Annotated in this window: 21 protein-coding genes and 1 pseudogene; 9 read left to right on the top strand and 13 right to left on the bottom strand. The window is 71.6% G+C overall.

The window, feature by feature from the left end; all coding sequences use genetic code 11:
• Positions 1 to 113: 113 nt before the first annotated feature.
• From tsaB to trpS, 4 genes are all read right to left on the bottom strand, one after another.
• On the bottom strand, positions 114 to 743 hold the full coding sequence (tsaB, locus tag AC32QD_RS00665; protein WP_492008546.1) for a tRNA (adenosine(37)-N6)-threonylcarbamoyltransferase complex dimerization subunit type 1 TsaB: 630 nt from the start codon (positions 741 to 743) through the stop codon (positions 114 to 116).
• Between the two features lie 18 nt (positions 744 to 761).
• Positions 762 to 1,319 carry a NifU family protein gene (locus AC32QD_RS00660; RefSeq protein ID WP_492008545.1) on the bottom strand — a complete coding sequence of 186 codons (558 nt, stop codon included), beginning with the start codon at positions 1,317 to 1,319 and terminating at the stop codon, positions 762 to 764.
• Between the two features lie 161 nt (positions 1,320 to 1,480).
• On the bottom strand, positions 1,481 to 1,936 hold the full coding sequence (locus tag AC32QD_RS00655) for a universal stress protein (RefSeq protein WP_492008544.1): 456 nt from the start codon (positions 1,934 to 1,936) through the stop codon (positions 1,481 to 1,483).
• Between the two features lie 78 nt (positions 1,937 to 2,014).
• On the bottom strand, positions 2,015 to 3,046 hold the full coding sequence (gene trpS / locus AC32QD_RS00650) for a tryptophan--tRNA ligase (RefSeq protein WP_492008543.1): 1,032 nt from the start codon (positions 3,044 to 3,046) through the stop codon (positions 2,015 to 2,017).
• 142 nt (positions 3,047 to 3,188) lie between these two features.
• Between trpS and AC32QD_RS00645 the strand changes: the two genes are divergently transcribed.
• Positions 3,189 to 3,860, top strand: coding sequence for a rhomboid family intramembrane serine protease (locus AC32QD_RS00645; RefSeq protein ID WP_492008542.1), 672 nt, complete (start codon positions 3,189 to 3,191; stop codon positions 3,858 to 3,860).
• 22 nt (positions 3,861 to 3,882) lie between these two features.
• Here the strand turns inward: AC32QD_RS00645 and murJ are convergent, their stop codons facing one another.
• The 3 genes from murJ to AC32QD_RS00630 are packed head-to-tail and all read right to left on the bottom strand — an operon-like array spanning position 3,883 to position 9,531.
• Positions 3,883 to 5,433: a murein biosynthesis integral membrane protein MurJ gene (gene murJ / locus AC32QD_RS00640; protein WP_492008541.1), complete on the bottom strand. Its 1,551-nt coding sequence runs from the start codon at positions 5,431 to 5,433 to the stop codon at positions 3,883 to 3,885.
• Entirely contained in the window at positions 5,430 to 8,291 is a 2,862-nt protein-coding gene (locus tag AC32QD_RS00635; RefSeq protein WP_492008540.1) for a [protein-PII] uridylyltransferase, read from the bottom strand. Before AC32QD_RS00635 ends, murJ begins: the two co-directional genes overlap by 4 nt.
• A 7-nt stretch (positions 8,292 to 8,298) precedes the next feature.
• Positions 8,299 to 9,531, bottom strand: a complete 1,233-nt coding sequence (locus tag AC32QD_RS00630) for a penicillin-binding protein activator (RefSeq protein WP_492008539.1) — start codon at positions 9,529 to 9,531, stop codon at positions 8,299 to 8,301.
• Positions 9,532 to 9,600: 69 nt separating this feature from the next.
• Between AC32QD_RS00630 and rsmI the strand changes: the two genes are divergently transcribed.
• From rsmI to AC32QD_RS00605, 5 genes are all read left to right on the top strand, one after another.
• Positions 9,601 to 10,503 (top strand): 16S rRNA (cytidine(1402)-2'-O)-methyltransferase, encoded by a 903-nt coding sequence (rsmI, locus tag AC32QD_RS00625; RefSeq protein WP_492008538.1) that lies wholly within the window; start codon positions 9,601 to 9,603, stop codon positions 10,501 to 10,503.
• 86 nt (positions 10,504 to 10,589) lie between these two features.
• The gene (locus AC32QD_RS00620; protein ID WP_492008547.1) at positions 10,590 to 10,877 is read left to right on the top strand and encodes a YraN family protein; all 288 of its coding nucleotides are present in this window, start codon (positions 10,590 to 10,592) and stop codon (positions 10,875 to 10,877) included.
• 14 nt (positions 10,878 to 10,891) lie between these two features.
• The gene (locus AC32QD_RS00615) at positions 10,892 to 11,494 is read left to right on the top strand and encodes a BON domain-containing protein (RefSeq protein ID WP_492008537.1); all 603 of its coding nucleotides are present in this window, start codon (positions 10,892 to 10,894) and stop codon (positions 11,492 to 11,494) included.
• A 42-nt stretch (positions 11,495 to 11,536) separates the two neighbouring features.
• The gene (gene gshB, locus AC32QD_RS00610) at positions 11,537 to 12,493 is read left to right on the top strand and encodes a glutathione synthase (RefSeq protein ID WP_492008536.1); all 957 of its coding nucleotides are present in this window, start codon (positions 11,537 to 11,539) and stop codon (positions 12,491 to 12,493) included.
• Positions 12,493 to 13,431 (top strand): alpha/beta hydrolase, encoded by a 939-nt coding sequence (locus AC32QD_RS00605; protein WP_492008535.1) that lies wholly within the window; start codon positions 12,493 to 12,495, stop codon positions 13,429 to 13,431. Before gshB ends, AC32QD_RS00605 begins: the two co-directional genes overlap by 1 nt.
• A gap of 117 nt (positions 13,432 to 13,548) precedes the next feature.
• Here AC32QD_RS00605 and AC32QD_RS00600 read toward each other — a convergent pair whose 3' ends face one another.
• The 6 genes from AC32QD_RS00600 to hisB are packed head-to-tail and all read right to left on the bottom strand — an operon-like array spanning position 13,549 to position 16,949.
• Positions 13,549 to 13,872, bottom strand: a complete 324-nt coding sequence (locus AC32QD_RS00600; protein WP_492008534.1) for a phosphoribosyl-ATP diphosphatase — start codon at positions 13,870 to 13,872, stop codon at positions 13,549 to 13,551.
• On the bottom strand, positions 13,869 to 14,627 hold the full coding sequence (gene hisF, locus AC32QD_RS00595) for an imidazole glycerol phosphate synthase subunit HisF (RefSeq protein ID WP_492008533.1): 759 nt from the start codon (positions 14,625 to 14,627) through the stop codon (positions 13,869 to 13,871). Before hisF ends, AC32QD_RS00600 begins: the two co-directional genes overlap by 4 nt.
• Positions 14,628 to 15,356, bottom strand: coding sequence for a 1-(5-phosphoribosyl)-5-[(5-phosphoribosylamino)methylideneamino]imidazole-4-carboxamide isomerase (gene hisA, locus AC32QD_RS00590; RefSeq protein ID WP_492008532.1), 729 nt, complete (start codon positions 15,354 to 15,356; stop codon positions 14,628 to 14,630).
• Positions 15,357 to 15,372: 16 nt separating this feature from the next.
• The gene (gene hisH / locus AC32QD_RS00585) at positions 15,373 to 16,005 is read right to left on the bottom strand and encodes an imidazole glycerol phosphate synthase subunit HisH (protein ID WP_492008531.1); all 633 of its coding nucleotides are present in this window, start codon (positions 16,003 to 16,005) and stop codon (positions 15,373 to 15,375) included.
• Entirely contained in the window at positions 16,002 to 16,352 is a 351-nt protein-coding gene (locus tag AC32QD_RS00580) for a DUF2628 domain-containing protein (protein ID WP_492008530.1), read from the bottom strand. The genes hisH and AC32QD_RS00580 overlap by 4 nt, the downstream gene beginning before the upstream one ends.
• A 9-nt stretch (positions 16,353 to 16,361) precedes the next feature.
• Positions 16,362 to 16,949: an imidazoleglycerol-phosphate dehydratase HisB gene (gene hisB / locus AC32QD_RS00575; protein WP_492008529.1), complete on the bottom strand. Its 588-nt coding sequence runs from the start codon at positions 16,947 to 16,949 to the stop codon at positions 16,362 to 16,364.
• A gap of 144 nt (positions 16,950 to 17,093) precedes the next feature.
• Between hisB and hslV the strand changes: the two genes are divergently transcribed.
• The 3 genes and pseudogenes from hslV to hslU form a co-directional block, all read left to right on the top strand.
• Positions 17,094 to 17,648, top strand: a complete 555-nt coding sequence (gene hslV / locus AC32QD_RS00570; RefSeq protein ID WP_492008528.1) for an ATP-dependent protease subunit HslV — start codon at positions 17,094 to 17,096, stop codon at positions 17,646 to 17,648.
• Positions 17,645 to 18,640 carry a hypothetical protein gene (locus AC32QD_RS00565; protein ID WP_492008527.1) on the top strand — a complete coding sequence of 332 codons (996 nt, stop codon included), beginning with the start codon at positions 17,645 to 17,647 and terminating at the stop codon, positions 18,638 to 18,640. Before hslV ends, AC32QD_RS00565 begins: the two co-directional genes overlap by 4 nt.
• Before the next feature lie 22 nt (positions 18,641 to 18,662).
• A pseudogene (hslU, locus tag AC32QD_RS00560) lies at positions 18,663 to 19,910 on the top strand (ATP-dependent protease ATPase subunit HslU); the annotation flags it as partial.

Here is a 19,910-nt window from a genome sequence, read left to right as displayed (position 1 = left end):
CCGCTCCAGGGCCGGCCCTCGTCGGCGAAGGCGACGGCATGGATGCGCGCGAGCGCCTCGGCGAGCCTGAGGTCCCGTGCCGGGTATCCGTCTTCCCTGACCAGCACCATGGTTCAATCCAGGATCGGCGGCGGCGCCTCGCGCGGCGGGGCCGCATCGGCGCCCCTCAGATACAACGGCCTGGGCGGCCCGCCCGCCGCGCGGCCGGCAGCCAGCCGGGCGATCACGGCCGGGTCGGGCAAGCCGTCCCCGAGCAGGGCCGATGCGCCGGCCGTGCGGGGCGCCGCGTCGCCGGCAAATCGCGTCACGCTGGCCGGAACCGCCGCGGCCAAGGCTTCCGCGGTGCTCATGTGCGGCATGTCGAGCGGCGCACCCCCGGCCTCGAAGCTCTGGATATAGACGGTCGTGCCGCGCCCGGCCAGGCAGACCGCGACGCGGCCCCCCGCCTCGGCCGCCAGCGCCTCGAAGCGGCTGATGCCGATGACAGGCACATCGAGCGCCAGGGCCAGCCCGCGCGCCGCGGCGATGCCGATGCGCACGCCGGTGAACGAGCCCGGGCCGGTGCATACGGCCAGCCGCGTCAGGTCGGAGTACCTTGCCCCGGCCCGCGCCAGCACCGAGTCGACCATGGGAAACAGCGCCTCGGCGTGGCCGCGCTCCATGGGCACGCGCTCGGCCACCGGCACGGCGCCCGCCAGCGCCACAGCGCATTGGCTCGCCGCGGTGTCGATGGCGAGGATCACGGGGCCGCGCCGGGCGGCTCAGAGCCCGACCGGGCGCACCTCGGTCACCTCGGGGATGTAGTGGCGCAGCAGGTTCTCGATGCCCTGCTTGAGCGTCAGCGTCGAGGACGGGCAGCCCGAGCAGGCGCCCTGCATGTGCAGATAGACGACGCCGCTCTCGTAGCCGTAGAAGGTGATGTCGCCGCCGTCCTGGGCCACCGCGGGGCGCACGCGTGTGTCGAGCAACTCCTTGATCTGGTTGACGATCTCAGAGTCAGGGCCGGCGTGGTCGGCATGCGAGACGGCGTGACTGTCATCCTGGATCACCGGCTCGCCCGAGGCGAAGTGCTCCATGATCGCGCCCAGCACCGCGGGCTTGATATGCGCCCATTCGGACTCGGTCTTGGTCACCGAGACGAAATCGGGGCCGAGAAAGACGGCCTTCACGCCCTCGACCTCGAACAGGCGCTTGGCCAGCGGCGAGACCTCCGCCCCCTCGGAGGCCGGGAAGTCGGCCGTGCCCTCGCCCATCACGGGCCGTCCGGGCAGGAACTTCAGGGTCGCGGGGTTGGGCGTCGCTTCGGTCTGGATGAACATCTCGGCTCTCCGTTGCTCTGGCCCAGAAATGGCAAGTCCGAGCAAAAAAATCAAGAATGATTCTAAATCCACGGCTGCTCCGCGGACGGCTCCCGGGCGTGCGAAAATTCTTATAGGTCTTATATAAGACCTATAAGAATTTTGCGGCGCCGGATCGCCCCTCAGCTGACCTCGTCGATGCGCTCCATGCTCATGCCGCCGGGCACGATGGTGACCGGAACCGGCAGGCGGTGGCCCATCCGCGTGACCAGGGCGCTGACCAGGGGGCCGGGCCCCTCGCCCTCGCCGGCGCCGAGCACCAGCACGCCGATGTCGTGGTCATCGCCGATGGCCTTGAGCACCTCGTCGGCCTTCTTGCCCTCGCGGATGGCGAACTCGGGCGTGACGCCGCACAGCTCGCGCATCTCGTCGGCCAGGTGCATCAGCCGCTCCTCGGCCTTCTCGCGCGCCTCCGCCCGCATCACCTCGGCGACGCCGACCCAGTGCTGGAACTCCTCGGGCTCGATGATGTAGAGCATGATGACGCCGCCACGGGTCTTCTGCGCCCGGCGCGCCGCGAACCGCATGGCGTTCATGCATTCCGGCGTCTCGTCGACGACGATCAGGAACTTGCGCAAGGCGCCACTCCTCGGCTGTGGACGGGCGGAGAAAGGATGGCAGCAGCGGCGAGCGGGCGCAAGCGCGACGCGCACAGGTCAGCCACTGGCGCCGAGAAATCCGACTTTTTCATAGACTTCCGCGATGATCGGCGCGGCCAGAGCACGCGCCCGGTCGGCGCCGTCGGCAAGGATGCGGTCGATCTCGGCGGGGTCCGCCATCAGGCGGTTCATCTCCGCGGTCACCGGGGCGAGATGCGTGACCGCGAGTTCGGCCAGCGCCGGCTTGAACACCGAAAAGCCCTGCCCGGCGAAGTCCTTGAGCACCGCCTCGACGGTGCTGTCGGCGAGCGCCGCGTAGATGCCGACGAGGTTGCGCGCCTCGGCGCGCTTGTCGAGCTCGGCCAGCGACTCGGGAATCGGCTCGGGGTCGGTGCGCGCCTTGCGGATCTTGAGCGCGATGGCGTCGGCGCCGTCGGTCAGGTTGATCCGGCTCATGTCCGAGGGATCGGACTTCGACATCTTCCTGGTGCCGTCGCGCAGGGACATCACCCGCATCGCCGGGCCGCCGATCAACGGCTCGGGCAGCGGGAAGAAATCCGGGCACTCGTAATCGTTGTTGAACTTGGCCGCGATGTCACGCGACAGCTCGAGATGCTGCTTCTGGTCCTCGCCCACGGGCACGTGGGTGCCCTTGTAGGCCAGGATGTCGGCGGCCATCAGCGCGGGATAGACGTAAAGCCCGGCCGAGGCGGCCTCGCGGTCCTTGCCGGCCTTGTCCTTGAACTGGGTCATGCGGTTGAGCCAGCCCAGCCGCACGACGCAGTTGAACACCCAGGCGAGCTGGGCATGGGCCGCGACGCGCGACTGGTTGAACAGGATCGAGCGGGTCGGGTCGAGCCCGCAGGCAAGGAAAGCCGCCGTCACCTGCCGCGTGGCCCCGGTCAAGGCCTCGGGCTCCTGCCACACGGTGATGGCGTGCATGTCGACGACACAGTAGATCGTCTCCATGCCGCTGTCCTGCAGCTCGACGAAGCGGCGCAGCGCGCCGAGATAGTTGCCGAGCGTCAGGAGCCCCGAGGGCTGGACGCCCGAGAAGACGCGCGGGGTGTGGGGGGTCGCCTCGCTCATGGAGCCTCGCTCCTGGGGCCTCGCTCGTGGGCCGGTCAATCCGTTGGCGGGTTTGAAGCGTCGTCGGCCTCTATGGTGCGGCCTTCCGTCCGCGTCAAGGGAAGCGGTGGCGCTCGGGCAGGAGAGCCGCTAGAAGGCGCGGATGCAAGAGACAAACTCCATTGAGGCCAGCGAGGGCGCCCACCCGGTACTGTGGGCCATGGCGGGGATCATGCTCGGGTTCGAGGTCATGTTCGCCGCCGTGGCGCACGGGCTGCTGCCGCCCTGGCTGGGGCGCATCCCGATCTATTACGACCTCGCCTTCTGGGACCCGCTGTTCCGGGCCGCGCTGGCCGGGCACGGCGTCGCGCCCGAGCTTGTCTGGTCCTTCCTCACCTACGCCTTCCTGCATGCCGGCTGGCTGCACCTGCTGCTGAACGGCGCGGTGTTCCTGGGCCTGGGCAACGCGCTGATCCGGGCGATCGGGCCCTGGCGCTTCGTCGTGACCTTCGTGATCACGGCGATCGCGGGGTCGCTGCTGTTCGCGCTGATGACGCAAAGCCAGGGGCCGCTGGTGGGCGCGTCGGGATCGCTGTTCGGGTTCCTGGGCATGATCACCGCCTGGCAGGAGCTGGCGCTGAGGCGCGCGGGCATGAGCCGCAGAGTGATCTGGAACCGGATCCTCGGCCTGGTGCTGTTGAACGTGATCCTGGCGATCGGGCTGGTCGGCATGGGCGGGCTCCTGGCCTGGCAGGCGCATCTGGGCGGCTGGATCGCCGGATGGCTGCTGGCCTATGTCTTCCCGCCCAGGGGCTCGGCGATCCGGATTCTGTGAGACAATCCGGATTCTGTGAGACTCAGGCGCCCCGCGCCATGGCGCTGCGCAGATCAGACAGCCGCACGGCGCCCAGCGCGCTGGCGAGCACCATGTAGGAGGCGGCGCCCGCCGCGACCACGAGCACCAGCGCCGCGACCTGGCGGCTCGGGAAGTAGGCCGCGTGCAGCTCGGCGAGCCCCAGCACCAGCGCGCCCATGACCAGCGAGGCGGCAGCGATGCGCGGCGCGCGCGCAGCCAGCCGTTGGTCGATGGCGACGCCGGCGCCCATGCGCCGCACGCCCCGCCACAGCAGGGCCAGGTTGACCCAGCCGGCCGCGGTGGTGCCCACGGGCGCGGCGATGAAGCCGATCAGCGGCGCGCCGCCGACCGCCACGGCCACGTTCACCAGCATGGCGACGGTGGCGAAGCGCAGCGGGGTGCGCGTGTCCTCGCGCGCGAAATAGGCCGGCTGGAGCACCTTCTGCAGCACGAAGCTGGGCAGGCCGAGCCCGTAGACGGCCAGGGCCGCGGCGGTGGCGCGGGTGTCGGCGGCGTCGAAAGCGCCGCGCTCGAACAGCCCCGCGGTCAGCGTGTTCGGCACCGCGACCAGCGCCATGGTGGCCGGCAGCGTGAAGACCAGGCAGAACTCGGTGGCGCGATTGAGCGCGTAGGCCGCGCCCGGCGCATCGCCCGCGCGCACCCGGCGCGACAGGTCGGGCAAAAGCACCACGCCGATGGCCACCCCGACCACGCCCAGCGGAAGCTGGTAGAGCCGGTCGGCATACCAAAGCCAGCTCACAGCGTGGTTGAAATAGCTGGCGACCTGGGTGCCGACCACGAGGTTGATTTGCATGACGCCGCCGGCCAGCGCCCCGGGGATGCCCAGCGCGATCAGCCGGCGCACGCCGGGCGTCAGCCGCGGGCGGCGCAGCCTGGGCTTCACCCCGAGCCGGCGCGCGGCCAGCGCGACGAGGGCGAGCTGGGCGATGCCGGCCGCGAACACGGCCCAGGCCAGGGTCCAGCCGATCTGCCAGCCGGCGAGCGCGCCCAGCCCCATGGCGACGATCAACACGACGTTGAGCAGAACGGGCGCGGCGGCCGCCGCGGCGAAGCGGCCGAAGGCGTTGAGCACGCCCGAGAACAGCGCGGCCAGCGAGATGAACAGGATGTAGGGGAAGACCACGCGCGAGAAGGCCACGGCGAGGTCGAGCTTGCCGTTGTCGCTGAAGCCGCTGGCCAGCGCCAGCACGAACCAGGGCATGGCGAGCTGGGCCAGCACGGTCAGCGCAATGAGCGCGGCGAGCAGGGCCGCCATGGCCTCCTCGGCGAACAGCTTGGCCTCCTCGGCCCCCTCGCCCTCGAGCCGCTTGGCGAAGAGCGGGATGAAGGCCATGTTGAAGGCGCCCTCGGCGAAGAAGCGGCGGAACATGTTGGGCAGCCGGAAGGCGACGAAGAACGCCTCGGCCACCGGCCCGGCACCGAGGAAGCCGGCGATGGCGATGTCGCGGGCGAAGCCGAGGATGCGGCTGGCCATGGTCCAGCCGCCGACGGTGGCGAAGCCGCGCAGGAGGCGGACCGGCGCGGGCGTCATGTCTCGCCGGGCTCGATCTGCTCGATCACCTCGATCAGCCTGCGCTCGATCTTCTTGAGCTTCTGCGGGTTGCGGATCTTGTGGCCGAACAGGTCCTTGACGTAGAACACGTCGACCGCGTGCTCGCCATAGGTCGCGATCACCGCCGAGAAGATGTTGATGTTGAGCCGGGTCAGCGTGCGCGCCAGCACGTGCAGCAGGCCCAGCCGGTCGCGCGCGTTCACCTCGATCACCGTGAACAGCTCGGAGGCGTCGTTCTCGAACACGATGCGGGTCGGCACGGTGAAGGAGCGCTCGCGCCGCTTCTCCCGGCGCCGCTGGTCGAGCGCCTCGCGGGCGATCACCTCGCCCTTGAGGATGTGCTCGATGGTGCGCTTGAGCCGCGGCAGGCGCGACTCCTCGAAGGGGTGGCCCTCGCGGTCCTGGATCCAGAAGGTCGAGCAGGCCATGCCGTCGGCGCTGGTATAGGTGCGCGCGTCCACCGTGTTGGCGCCGGCGATGGCGAAGGCCCCGGCCATGCGCGCGAAGATACCCGGATGGTCGGCCATGTAGAGGCAGGCCTTGGTCGCGTCGTGGCTGTCGTCGGGCAAAAACCGCGAGGAGAAACGGTCGGTCGCCTTGGTCTCGCGGCCGAGCTCGGCGAAGATCGCGTGCGTGTCGGTGTCGAGGCCGAGCCAGTAGGGCGGGTAATGGCGGCCGAGCTCGTGCGCGCGCTCCGCGGCCGGCCAGTCGGCAAGGCGCGCATCGAGGGCCGCGCGGGCCTCCTCGACCCGGGCGGCGTGGCTGACCTCGGCGCTGCCGCCGGTGAGGAAGTCGCGCGTGTCCCAGTAGAGCCGGCGCAGGAGCTGGGCCTTCCAGTTGTTCCACACGCCGGGCCCGACCGCGCGGATGTCGCACACGGTGAGCACCAGCAGGTGCCTGAGCCGCCCGGGGCTCTGCACGATGCGGGCGAAGTCGCGCACGGTGCGCGGGTCCGAGGTGTCGCGCTTCTGCGCCACGTCGGACATCAACAGGTGGTGGCGCACCAGCCAGGCGACCGCTTCGGTCTCGGCCTCGTCGAGGCCGAGGCGCGGGCAGACCGCCTCGGCGATCTCGCCGCCGACCTCGGAATGGTCGCGCGGCTCGCCCTTGCCCAGGTCGTGCAGGAACGCGGCCATGAAGATCACGCGCGGGTTCAGGTTGCCGGCACGCACGATCTCGGTCGAGACCGGGTGGGCGTCGTCCTCCTCGAGCCGCTCGATGCGGTCGAGCACGGCGATGGCCTGGATGGTGTGCTCGTCCACCGTGTAGTGGTGGTACATGTTGAACTGCATCATCGAGACGACGCGGCCGAACTCGGGGATGTAGCGCCCGAGCACGCCAGTCTCGTTCATGCGCCTGAGAAGCCACTCGCCGTTCTCCCGGTCGGTGAGCATGGTGAGGAACAGCGCCGCGGCGTCCGGGTCGTGGCGAACGCCGTCGTCGATCAGGTCGAGGCTCTGCGTGACCAGCCTGAGCGCGGCGGGGTGGATGTGGGCGCCGAGCCGGGCCGCTTCGTGGAACAGTCGCAAGAGGTTGACCGGATCCTCGGCGAAGACTTCGTCGTCGCGCACGCTGAGCCGGCCGTCGCGCACCACGAAGGGCCCCTCGGCGGCGCCCGACAGGCCGTGGAAGCCGAGATTGCGAAACAGCGTCGACAGCTTCGGCCGGCGCTTGGCGTGCTGGGTCTCGAGCGCGGCCGAGAAGATGCGGGTGAGGTCGCCGACATTCTTGGCATGGCGGAAATAGGCGTGCATGAAGTGCTCGACGCCTATGCGACCCTCGCGGTCGGCGAAGCCCATGCGCCGGGCGATCTCGACCTGGCGGTCGAAGGTGAGCACCTCCTGCGCGCGGCCCGCCAGCTCGTGCAGGTGGCAGCGCACGGCCCAGAGGAACTTCGAGGCGTCGGCGAAGCGCTGCACCTCGTCGTGCTCGAAGACGCCCATCTCGACCAGGTCCCAGGCGTTCTCGGTGTGGTAGATGTATTTCGAGATCCAGTGCAGCGACTGCAGGTCGCGCAGGCCGCCCTTGCCCTCCTTGACGTTGGGCTCGAGCAGGTAGCGCGAGCCGCCGTGGCGCGCGTGCCGCTCCTCCGTCTCGGCCAGCTTGGCCTCGACGAACTCCTGCCGGGTGCGGCTGAACAGCTCCTTCCACAGCCGCGCCTCGAGCTCGGCATGCGGCTCGCGGTCGCCGCACAGGAAGCGCATCTCGAGCAGCGAGGTGCGGATGGTCATGTCGCCGCTGGCTTGGCGCATGCACTCCTCGACCGAGCGCACCGCCTGGCCGACCTTCAGCTTCAGGTCCCACAGGATGTAGAGCATGCTCTCGATCACGCTCTCGCCCCACGGCGTCTGCTTCCACGGCGTGAGGAACAGCAGGTCCACGTCCGAGTAGGGCGCCATCTCGCCCCGGCCAGTGCCGCCGACGCCGACCACGGCGAGCTGCTCGCCCTTGGTGCGGATCGGGGCGGGGTGCAGGTGCTGGGCGCAGAAGTGATAGACGGCGGCGACCACGACGTCGGCGATGTGGGCGTAGCTGCGCGCGATGCGCAGGCCTGCCTGGGGGTGGGCGAGAAGCGCGGCGTGCACCTTCTCACGGGCCTGCCTCAGCTCGGTGCCGATCAGGTCGATGACCGGCTGCTTGGCCTGGTCCGGCGCGGCGCGCGCGGCGATGGCGTCGATCGCGGCCATGAGCTCACCGAGATCGGCAATGATCTCGGCCGGCCCGATCAGGTGGGCGAGGCCGGCAAATGTCCGCTCGGGCGAGCCCCGAGGGGACTTGCCGGGCCCCTTCTGGCCGGACCCCTTCTGGCCGGGTGCCTTCTGAACGGTAGCGACCATGCGGCTCTCACATCGCGAGGTCGAGGCGGGTGGGCGCCGGGTCGATCACCCGGAAGCCGTTCGCGCCGACCTCGAGCACCGCGAGCGCGTGCCGGCTGGTGCCGTCCGGCTCGAAGCCGAAGGGGCCGAGCACGCCCTGGAATCCCCGGCCGCGGGTGATCTCGGCCCGGCCGAAGGGAGTGCGCGAGCCGGCCGCGCGCGCGTCGACCAGGAGCTGGCCCGCCGCCTGCACCGCATCGTAGCCGAGCACCGCGACCAGCGGCGGCCGGGCGCCATAGCGCGTCGAGTAGAGGCCGGTGAAGGTGTCGAGCCGGCTGGGGTCGGGCGCCGGGAACCAGCCGCCCCTCAGCGTTGCGTCGCGCGCCGTGGCGGGGCCGTTCCACTGGCCGAGGCCGAGGTATTTCACCTTCGCCGGGTCGAGCCCGCCATAGTCGAGGAAGGCGGCCGCCGAGCTGAGCCCCTCGCCCGAATCCGGGAGCAGCAGCGCGTTGGCCCCGGCCGCCTGCGCCGCGCCCGAGAACGAGCCGGCACTGTCCTGGATGCCCTGGAACGAGGGCGGATAGCTGCTGGCCACGACCACGGTGGCGCCAGCGCTGCCGGCGGTGCGCTGGGCGCCGCGCAGCGCGGCGCGGCCGTATGCGGTCTCGGGGTAGAAGACGGCGAGCCGGTTGTCGCCCTGGGCCGCAGCGTAGCTGACGATGCGCGCGGCATCCGCCTCGGGCAGGAACCCTGAGACGAAGACCGGACCGCCCGCCACCGCGCTGTCGTTCGAGAACGAGATGACGTTGATGCCGGCGCGGCTCGCGACCTGGCCGACCACGGGCGTGTTGGCGCCGAACAGCGGCCCGACGATCAGCGCCGCGCCCTCGCCCACCGCCGCCTCGGCCGCGGCACGGGCGCCCTCGGCCGTGCCGCGCGTGTCATGCACGCTGAGCTTGAGCGAGCGGTCGGCCAGGTCGGTCGCTGCCATCTGCGCCGCATTGACGATGGCCTTGCCGATCTCGGCGGTGTTGCCCTGGCCGGTCAGCGGCGCGAGCAGCGCCACGGTGACCGGTCCGTTCGGGTTGACCATCGCCTGCCCGCCCGGCGCCGAGGCGGTGGGCTGCCTCGCCGGTGCCGGCGTCTCGGGCAGCTGTCCCATGTTCGGCCCCGGGCCGCAGGAGGCAAGGCCGAGGGCCAGACCGGCGGCGAGCGCGAGGCCGGGGACGACCCCCGGGGCAGACAGAAGCGGGCGAAGCATGTGATCCTCTTTCTCTTGGCGGCGCGCGGCGACTATACAGGGAGCCATGCCCCGAAACGAGGCCGTGATATGCCGGACGTTATGAGCGGCGCAGCGCAAAGTAAACGCGGTGCCGAAGGCTCCGGACGGCTGGCACCCGGCCTTTATCTGGTAGCGACGCCGATCGGCAACGCCCGCGACATCACGCTCAGGGCGCTGGACGTGCTGGATACGGCGGACGCTGTCGCTGCCGAGGACACCCGCGAGACGCTGAAGCTGATGCGCATGCACGGGATCGCGGCGCGGGGCCGGCCGGTGGTCTCCTACAACGACCGCAACGGGCCGGAGCGCCGGCCGCAGCTCATGGGCTGGCTAAAGGACGGCCTGAGCGTGGCGCTGTGCTCGGACGCCGGCACGCCGCTGATCGCCGATCCCGGCTATCGGCTGGTGCAGGAGGCGCGCGAGGCGGGCGTCGCCGTGACCGCGGTGCCCGGCCCCGCGGCCGCGGTGGTCGCGCTGACCCTGGCCGGGCTGCCGAGCGACCGCTTCCTCTTCGCCGGCTTCCTGCCGGCCAGGCCCGGCGCCCGGCGCAAGGCGCTGGCGGCGCTGGCGGGGGTCAAGGCGACGCTGGTGCTCTACGAGAGCCCGCGGCGCGTGGCGGCGGCGCTGGCGGACATGGCCGAGCTCCTGGGCGCGGAGCGCGACGGCGCCGTGGCGCGCGAGCTGACCAAGCGCTTCGAGGAGGTGCGCCGGGGCCGCCTCGGCGAGCTCGCCCGGCACTATGCCGGGGCGGGCGCACCCAGGGGCGAGGTGGTGCTGCTGGCCGGCCCGCCGGGCGCGGCGCGCGAGCCCGAGCCCGAGACGCTGGAGGCGGCCCTCAGGGAAAGCCTGGCCACGCAGTCCGTGCGCGACGCCGCCCGCGAGGTGGCCGAGCGGCTGGGCTTGCCGCGGCGCGAGGTCTATGCCCGGGCGCTGGCGATGGCCCGGAAATGAGGGCGCGGCGCGGGCGCGAAGGCTACCGCAGCGGCCTGTCCGCCGAGGAGCAGGTGGCGCGCGCCTACTAGCGCCGGGGCGCGCAGATCCTGGCGCGGCGCCACCGCAGCGAGGCCGGCGAGATCGACCTGATCCTGCGCCAGGGCGAGACCCTGGTCTTCGTCGAGGTCAAGAAGCGCCGCTCGCGCGCCAGGGCGGCCGAGTCGATCACCGAGCGGCAATGGCAACGCTTGGGATTGGCCGCGACCCGGTATATGCTGGTCGAGAGCGACAAGACGGGCCCGGTCCGGGGCTGCCGCTTCGACGCCGCGCTGGTCGGCGCCGACGGCAGCATCGAGATCATCGAGAACGCCCGCACCTTCGACGAGTACTGAGGCGGAGCAGGAACATGAAAATCGAAGCCTTCCTCGTGGCCGCGGGGCTTGTCCTCGCTGGCTGTGCCCCCGTGGCAATCGGTGGCGGCGCAGTCGTCGGCAGCGCCGTCATGGAAGAGCGCAGCACGCTGGACGTGATGAACGACAACGCCATCGTGCTGAGCATCAACAACCGGCTCTTGAACCATTCCGGCCAGCTTTTCCGCGACGTCTCGGTGCATGTGACCGAGGGGCGCGTGGTGCTGACCGGCACGGTGCCCACGCGCCAGGACAGGGTGACCGCGACCGAGATCGCGTGGAAGACCGACGGTGTGACCTCGGTCGAGGACGCGCTCAAGGTCGGCAAGGGTGAAGGCACCATGGCCTATCTGCGCGACGTGCAAATCTCGAACACGTTGCGGCTGGCGCTGTTGACGGATAGCAACGTGAGTTCGGTGAACTACAATGTCGATACGATCGACGGGGTGGTGCACCTCACCGGGCTCGCGCGCTCGAAGAGAGAGCTCGAGCGTGTGGTCCAGCACGCCCGGGAGATCGCCGGCGTCAAGAAGGTGGTCAGCCACGTCCTGACGATCGACGATCCGCGCCGGGTGGAGACCGTGGCCGCCGCCGGCTGAGGCAGCCGCGCCCGTCGAGCGTCGCTTGCCCCGGGAGAGACCATGGGCCTCAACGTTGCCGTGCAGATGGACCCGATCCAGTCGGTCAACATTCGCGCCGACACCACCTTCCGCCTGATGCTCGAGGCGCAGGCGCGCGGGCACGGCCTGTTCTACTACCACGCGCCCGAACTGGCCTGGGAGGGCGGGCGCCTGACCGCGCCGGGCTGGGCGGTCGAGGTGCGGGCCGAGCAGGGCAACCACTTCACGCTGGGCGAGCGCGAGACGCGGGAGCTGAGCGACTTCGACGTGGTGCTGCTGCGCCAGGACCCGCCCTTCGACATGGCCTATGTCACCAACACGCATCTGCTGGAGAAGCTGCCGCGCGGGACGCTGGTGGTGAACGATCCGTTCTGGGTCAGGAACTGCCCGGAGAAGCTGCTGGTGCTGGACTTCCCCGAGCTGATCCCGCCCACCATGATCGCCCGCTCGCTGCCGGCGCTGCGCGACTTCCGCCGGCGCCACGGCGACATGATCCTCAAGCCGCTCTACGGCAACGGCGGCGCCGGCATCTTCAAGCTGGGCCATGCCGACGCGAACCTCAACGCGCTGCACGAGCTGTTCATGAACATCTCGCGCGAGCCGCTGATCGCGCAGAAATACCTGCCCGAGATCGAGGGCGGCGACAAGCGCGTGATCCTGGTCGAGGGCGAGCCCGTGGGCGCCATCAACCGCCTGCCGGCCGAGGGCGAGACGCGCTCGAACATGCATGTGGGCGGCAAGGCGGTGAAGGACACCCTGAGCGCGCGCGACCGCGAGATCTGCGCGGCGATCGGCCCGACCCTGCGCGAGCGCGGGCTCCTGTTCACCGGCATCGACGTGATCGGCGGCTGGCTGACCGAGATCAACGTCACCTCGCCCACCGGCATCCAGGAGGTCGAGCGCTTCGACGGCACCAACATCGCGGCGATGATCTGGGAGGCGATCGAGCGCCGCCGGGACGCGCGCGGAGCGAGCTGATGGCCCGCTCGGTCCGGCTGCGGCTGCTCAGCCTTTTCCTGCGCCTCACGGTCAAGACGGGTCTGGTCTGGGTGAAGCGGCCGGCGGTGGCGCGCGAGCGCTTCGAGCGCGACGCACGCTTCTTCCGCGCGCCCGAGGACGCGCACTTCGTGCCCGACACGATCCGGCGCAACGACAGCGACATCATGGAGGCGTTGTGGGCCAGCCGCGGCCGCCCAGACCGGCACCGCGTCGTGCTCTACCTGCACGGCGGCGCCTACCTGACGGGCTCGCCGCGCACGCACCGGCACCTGGGCGCCTGGCTGGCCGGGGCGGCCGATGCCCGGGCGCTGCTGCCCGACTACCGGCTGGCGCCCGAGCACCGGTTCCCAGCGGCGCTCGAGGACGCGCTCACCGCCTACCGTCACCTGCTCGAGGCCGGCCACCGGGCAGACCGGATCGCGCTGGCCGGCGACTCGGCGGGCGGCGGGCTGGTCTTCGCGCTGATCCTGCGCATCGCGGCCGAAGGGCTGCCGCGGCCCGCCTGCGCCGTGGCCTTCTCGCCCTGGACCGACCTGACCATGACGCGGCCGAGCCTGGAGCAGAACGCGCGCCGCGACGTGATGCTGCCGATGGGCCGCTTCGCCGAGGTGGCGGGCCTCTATCTCGGCGACGCCCCGAGCGCCGACCCGCTGGCCTCGCCGGCGCTGGGGACCTACGAGAACCCGCCGCCGGCGATGATCACGGCGTCGAAGTCCGAGATCCTGCGCGACGACGCCGTGGCTATGGCCGAGCGGCTGCGCGCGGCGGGGGGCGACGTGACGCTGGAGCTGTGGCGGGACATGCCGCACGCCTGGCCACTGTTCGCGGGCACGATCCGCGAAGCCGACGAGACGGTGGCACGCGCCGGACGCTTCATCGCCCGGCACATCGAGGTGCCCGCGGAAAGCGAAGCCTAGGCCGCCGCGCCCCTGTCCACACGTGGACACAGATCCAAGTGACTGAAAACACGTCACTTTTCATATGGACGTGGTTCATGGTCAACGCCGCGCGAGCCTGTGCGGCCCGGCGCCGCCCTAGCGCGGCCTGGACCGCGCCGCCTTCTCGGCCACGCCGGAGGTGCCCTCGCGGCGCTCGAGCTCGGCGAGCACATCGTCGAGGCTCACCCCCGCCGCCTCGAGCATGACCAGGAAATGGTAGAGCACGTCCGCGCCCTCGCGCGTGAGCTGGGCGCGCTCGCCCCGCGCCGCGGCGACGATGGCCTCGACCGCCTCCTCGCCGAACTTCTCGGCGCATTTGGCCGCGCCCTTGTCCAGCAGCGCCGCGGTGTGCGAGGCCGCCGGGTCGGCGCCCCTGCGCGCGGCGACGGTGGCGGCGAGTCGGGTCAGGATATCGCTCATAGGCGCACCGGGATGCCGTGATCTGCCATGTACCGCTTGGCCTCCTGGATGGTGTGCTGGCCGAAATGGAAGATCGAGGCGGCGAGCACGGCCGAGGCATGGCCCTCGCGCACCCCCTCGACCAGGTGGTCGAGCGTGCCCACCCCGCCCGAGGCGATCACGGGGATGCCGACCGCGTCGGCGATGGTGCGCGTCAATGGCACGTCGAAGCCCGCCCGCGTGCCGTCGCGGTCCATCGAGGTGAGCAGGATCTCGCCCGCGCCGCGGGCCTCGGCCGCGCGGGCATAGTCGACCGCGTCGATGCCGGTGGGCTTGCGCCCGCCATGGGTGAAGATCTCGAACCGGCCCGGCGCGGTGGTCTTGGCGTCGATCGCGACCACGATGCACTGGGCGCCGAACTTCTCGGCGGCGCGGGCGACGAAGTCGGGGTCGCTCACGGCCGCGGTGTTGATCGAGACCTTGTCGGCGCCGGCGAGCAGGAGGGCGCGGATGTCCTCGAGCGTGCGCACGCCGCCACCCACGGTCAGCGGCATGAAGCACTGCTCGGCGGTGCGGCGCGCGACCTCGAGGATGGTGCCGCGCTCCTCGTGGCTCGCCGTGATGTCGAGGAAGCACAGCTCGTCGGCGCCGGCGGCGTCGTAGACGCGCGCCTGCTCCACGGGGTCGCCGGCGTCACGCAGGTCGACGAAGTTGACCCCCTTGACGACGCGGCCGTCGCGGACATCGAGGCAGGGTATGACGCGGATCTTGAGCATTCAGGCTCGCTCCCGCAAAAACGCCACGGCCTCGGCCAGATCAATCCGCCCATCATAGAGCGCCCGGCCGCAGATGACACCGTCGAGGCGGGCGCCGCAGGCCTTGAGCGCGCGCAGGTCGTCAAGCGAGGAGACGCCGCCCGAGGCGATCACCGGGATCGAGACGGTGCGGGCCAAGGCCGCGGTGGCCTCGACGTTCGGGCCCTCGAGCGCGCCGTCGCGCTCGATGTCGGTGTAGATCAGGGCGGCGGCGCCGGCGTCCTCGAAGCTGCGGGCAAGCTCGAGGGCGTCCATCTCCGTGGTCTCGGCCCATCCCGCCACCGCCACCCGGCCGCCGCGCGCGTCGATGCCCACCGCGATGCGGCCGGGGAAGCGACGCGCGGCCTCGCGCACCAGGGCGGGCTCGCGCACCGCCACGGTGCCCAGGATGACCCGCGCGATCCCCTTGCCCAGCCACGCCTCGACGGTGGCCATGTCGCGGATGCCGCCGCCGAGCTGCACCGGGACGGAGACCGCGGCCAGGACCGCCTCGACCGCCGCGCCGTTGACCGGGCGCCCGACGAAGGCGCCGTTGAGGTCGACGAGGTGCAGCCAGCGGCAGCCGGCGTCGGCGAAGGCGCGGGCCTGGGCGGCGGGGTCGGCGCCATAGACGGTGGCCGCCGCCATCTCGCCGCGCAGGAGCCGCACGCACTGGCCGTCCTTGAGGTCGATGGCGGGGTAGAGGATCATGCGCTCGAGCTCCGGCTCAGGGCCGCCAGGCGAGGAAGTTGGCGATCAGGCGCAGGCCGGTGGCCTGGCTCTTCTCCGGGTGGAACTGGGTGCCGACCATGTTTTCGCGCCCGACCACCGCGGCGATCTCTTCCCCGTGCGTCACATGGGCCAGGCGGTGCGCCGGGTCGCGGCACGCCAGGTGGTAGGAGTGCACGAAATAGGCGTGGTCGCCGGTGGAGATGCCCACGAGCACCGGGTGCTCGGCGGTCACGGTCAGCGCGTTCCAGCCCATATGCGGCACCTTAAGCGCCGGATCGGCCGGCGCCAGCCGCACCACGTCGCCGGGGATCCAGCCAAAACCCGGGGTCTCGCGGTGCTCGAGCCCGCGGCTGGCCATGAGCTGCATGCCGACGCAGATGCCGAGGAACGGGGCGCCGGCGGCGACGCGCTCGGCGATCGCCTCGAACAGGCCAGGGATCGCCATCAGCCCGGCGCGGCAGTCGGCGAAGGCGCCCACGCCGGGCAGCACGATGCGCGCGGCGCGCGCCAGCGCCTCGGGCTCGGAGGTCACGACCACGGCGCCGCCGGTCTCGGCGCTCATGCGCTGGAACGCCTTCTCGGCCGAGCGCAGGTTGCCCGAGCCGTAGTCGATGATGGCGGTGGTCATGGGGCGCCGTCCGCCAGCGCCTCGCCCGTCAGCCACAGCTCCTCGGCCCCGGCGGCCGAGCGCGCCTCGGCCAGCCCGACGCGCCGCCAGCCGCGCAGGCGCAACTCGGCGCGGCGCACGGCGGCGCCCTCGAAGCCGAGGATGAGCGCGATGCCGAAGCCCATCACGGCGACCCCCGGCGCCCCCCACAGCGATGCCCCGGCGAACAGCGCCACCTGCACCAGGAGCGTCGCCCAGGCCCCGCGCCACAGGGCCCATATGGGCGGCAGCAGGAAGGCCGAGAGGTCGAAGCCGTCGCAGATCGCCTCGATCCTGCCCTTGCGCTGGTGCAGCGTGTAGAGCCGCATGCGCATGGCTCAGAGCGCGCCCTTGGTCGAGGGCACCTCGTCGGCCTTGCGCGGGTCGGGCTCGACGGCCGCGCGCAGCGCCTGGGCCACGGCCTTGAAGGCGGCCTCGGCGATATGGTGGCTGTTGACGCCGCGGCGCAGCTCGACATGCAGCGTGACGCCGCCCTGCATGGCGAAGGCGGTGAAGAACTCGCGCACCAGCTCGGTGTCGAAGCTGCCGATCTTGGGCGCGGTGAAGGCGACGGCCCAAGCCAGGTAGGGCCGGCCCGAGAGGTCGAGCGCCGCCTCGACGGCGGTGTCGTCCATCGGCAAGAGGCACGAGCCGTAGCGCCGGATGCCGCGCTTGTCGCCCAGCGCCTGCGCCAGCGCCCTGCCCAGCGCGATGCCCACGTCCTCGATCGTGTGGTGGTCGTCGATGTGCTGGTCGCCCTGGGCCCTGACCTTGAGGTCGATCAGCGAATGCCGCGCGAGCTGGTCGAGCATGTGGTCGAAGAAGCCGACGCCGGTATCGTTGTCGTAGCTGCCGGTGCCGTCGAGGTCGATCTCGACCTCGACCGCTGTCTCCGCCGTCTTGCGGCTGACGCTCGCCTTGCGCATGCCTCGCGCCTCTCCCCGGGGCCCTTCGCTGCCGTCGCGCCCGTATACTTCGCGCGCCTGCCCGAGGCCAGCCCCGCGATCTGCGACCCCGTGATTTTCCCCGCGCGCCCGGCTATATGGGAGAGAGCAGCGAGGAGCCGGGGCATGACGGATCGGGGCGCGAGCTGGCACGGCACGACCATCGTCGCCGTGATGAAGGACGGCAAGGTGGCCGTGGCCGGCGACGGCCAGGTGACCCAAGGCCAGACGGTGGTCAAGGCCAATGCGCGCAAGGTGCGGCGCATCGCACCCGGCGGGCACGACGTGATCTGCGGCTTCGCCGGGGCCACGGCGGACGCCTTCACCCTGGTCGAGCGGCTCGAGCACAAGCTCGAGGCGGCGCCCGGCCAGCTGATGCGCGCCTGCGTCGAGCTGGCCAAGGACTGGCGCACCGACAAGTACCTGCGCCGGCTCGAGGCCATGCTGATCGTGACCGACGGCGCGAGCCTGCTGATGGTCACCGGCGCGGGCGATGTACTCGAGCCCGAGGGCGGCATCTGCGCCATCGGCTCGGGCGGCAACTATGCGCTGGCCGCGGCCAGGGCGATGGCGGACACCGACCGCGACGCCGAGGAGATCGCGCGCCGCGCGCTGGAGATCGCCGCCCAGATCTGCGTCTATACCAACCCCAACGTCACCCTCGAGGTCATCGGCAGATGAGGCCGGCCCGCATCGACCCGGCGGGGCGCCCGCTGGAGCACCGGGCCCGGCAGGCCGCGCAGGCGGGCGGGATCGTGCTCGCCTGGGTGTTTCTGGTGGGCTTCCTGCTGTGGGCGACGGGCGGCGACATGGGGCCGTGGCTGCTGGCCACGGGCGTGCTGTGCTGGGCCGCGGACGAGGTCGTCGCGGGCCGGCGCGGGCTGGTCTGGCCGGGCAGCGCGCTGGCCATCGTCGGAGCGCTGTCGATGGGCATGGGCATGAGCCTGATCACGCCCGAGATGCGCGCCGCGCCCGAGGCCTATCGCGGCGCCGTGGTCGCGGGCACGGCGGCGGCGCTGATGCTCCTGTTCCTGTTGCGCTTCCGCCTGCCCGGGCTGGTCTCGCCCGTGGTCACGTTCAGCATCATCGCGCTTTTCTTCGGCATGTACGGCACCGACCCGGCACACCTGGCGCAGGTGCAGGGCTTCAGCCCGCGCGGCATCCTCGCGGCCATGCTCGAGGCGCCGGGCGTGGTCGCCGGGGTGCTGGCGCTCTCGGCCGGCGCGGTGGTGCTGGCGCGCTGGCTCGATCTCAACGGCGACGATTTCGGGCTGGCGGCGGCGCGCCCGCTGCACGTGATCGGCGCGGGCATCCTGGCGCTGGTGGTCGGCCGCTGGCTGGCGCTGGCGCCGGGGCCCTTAAACCTGGCGGCGCTGGCGCTGGCCTGGGCGGCGGCGGCTGTCTGGGCGCTCCGGCTGAACCGGATCGGGGTGATGATGGCGGCGCAGATGGCCATGCTCAAGCCCGCCGCGATCGCCGTCGGCGCGGCGCTGGGGTTCACGCTGACGCGCTTCGACTGGGCCTGGCTGTTCCCGCTGATCGGGGCCATCGGGATCGGGGCCTGGCCCTGGCTGCACGAGCGGGCGCTGAGGCGGGGGTGGATTCTGGGGCCGGGGGGGCGTATTCCGCAGCCCCGGCCGACCTGGTGGTGGCGCTACTGGCCGTATGCCTGATGTTAACCTCGATGGGATACCCATGACCGAGCTGACCCCGCGCGAGATCGTCTCCGAGCTCGACCGCTTCATCATCGGCCAGCGCGAGGCCAAGCGCGCGGTTGCCGTGGCGCTGAGGGGGCGGTGGCGGCGCCGCCAGCTCGAGGCGGGGCTGAGGGAGGAGGTCTTTCCCAAGAACATCCTGATGATCGGGCCCACCGGGGTGGGAAAGACCGAGATCTCGCGCCGGCTGGCGCGGCTGGCCGGGGCGCCCTTCGTCAAGGTCGAGGCAACCAAGATCACCGAGGTCGGGTAAGTCGGCCGGGATGTCGAGCAGATCGTGCGCGACCTGGTCGAGGTCGCCATGGGGCTGGTGCGCGAGCGCAAGCGCGCCGACGTGCGCGCCGCCGCCCACGCCGCGGCCGAGGACCGGGTGATCACCGCGCTGGTGGGCGAGCACGCCTCGCCCGCCACCCGCGATGCCTTCGCCCGGCGCCTGCGCGCGGGCGAGTTGGACGACACCGAGATCGAGCTCGAGCTGGCCGACACCGCCTCGCCCATGCCGATGATGGAACTGCCGGGCGGCGGCGGGCAGCTCGGCATGATGAATCTGGGCGACATGCTGGGCAAGGCCTTCGGCGGCCGCACCAAGAGGCGCAAGCTGAAGGTCAAGGACAGCCACGAGCTGCTGCTGGCCGAGGAGGCCGACAAGCTGCTCGACGAGGACGCGGTGCAGCGCGAGGCGCTCGAGGCGGCGTCGGAGGACGGCATCGTGTTCCTCGACGAGATCGACAAGGTGACCGCGCGCTCCGAGCGCGAAGGGGCCGGCAGCGTCAGCCGCGAGGGCGTGCAGCGCGATCTCCTGCCCCTGATCGAGGGCACCACGGTGGCCACCAAGTACGGCGCCGTGCGCACCGACCACATCCTGTTCATCGCGTCCGGGGCCTTCCAGGCGGCTAAGCCTTCGGATTTGTTGCCGGAGTTGCAGGGGCGGTTGCCGATCCGGGTGGAATTGCGGGCGCTGACCGAGGGCGACTTCGTGCGGATTCTGACCGAGACCGACAACGCTCTGACCAAGCAGTACGTGGCGCTTCTGGGCACCGAGGGGGTTGAGGTGCGCTTCGAGGAGACCGGCGTGGCGGCCATCGCGCGCATCGCGGCCGAGGTGAATGCGGAGGTCGAGAACATCGGCGCGCGCCGGCTCTATACCGTGATGGAGCGGGTGTTCGAGGAGCTGAGCTTCACCGCGCCCGACCGGGCGGGCGAGCAGGTGACGGTGGACGCCGCCATG

The organism is Thermohalobaculum sp., from assembly GCF_058622915.1.
Note: the sequence above shows the minus strand (reverse complement) of the source record. Positions and strands in the feature narration are given on the sequence as shown.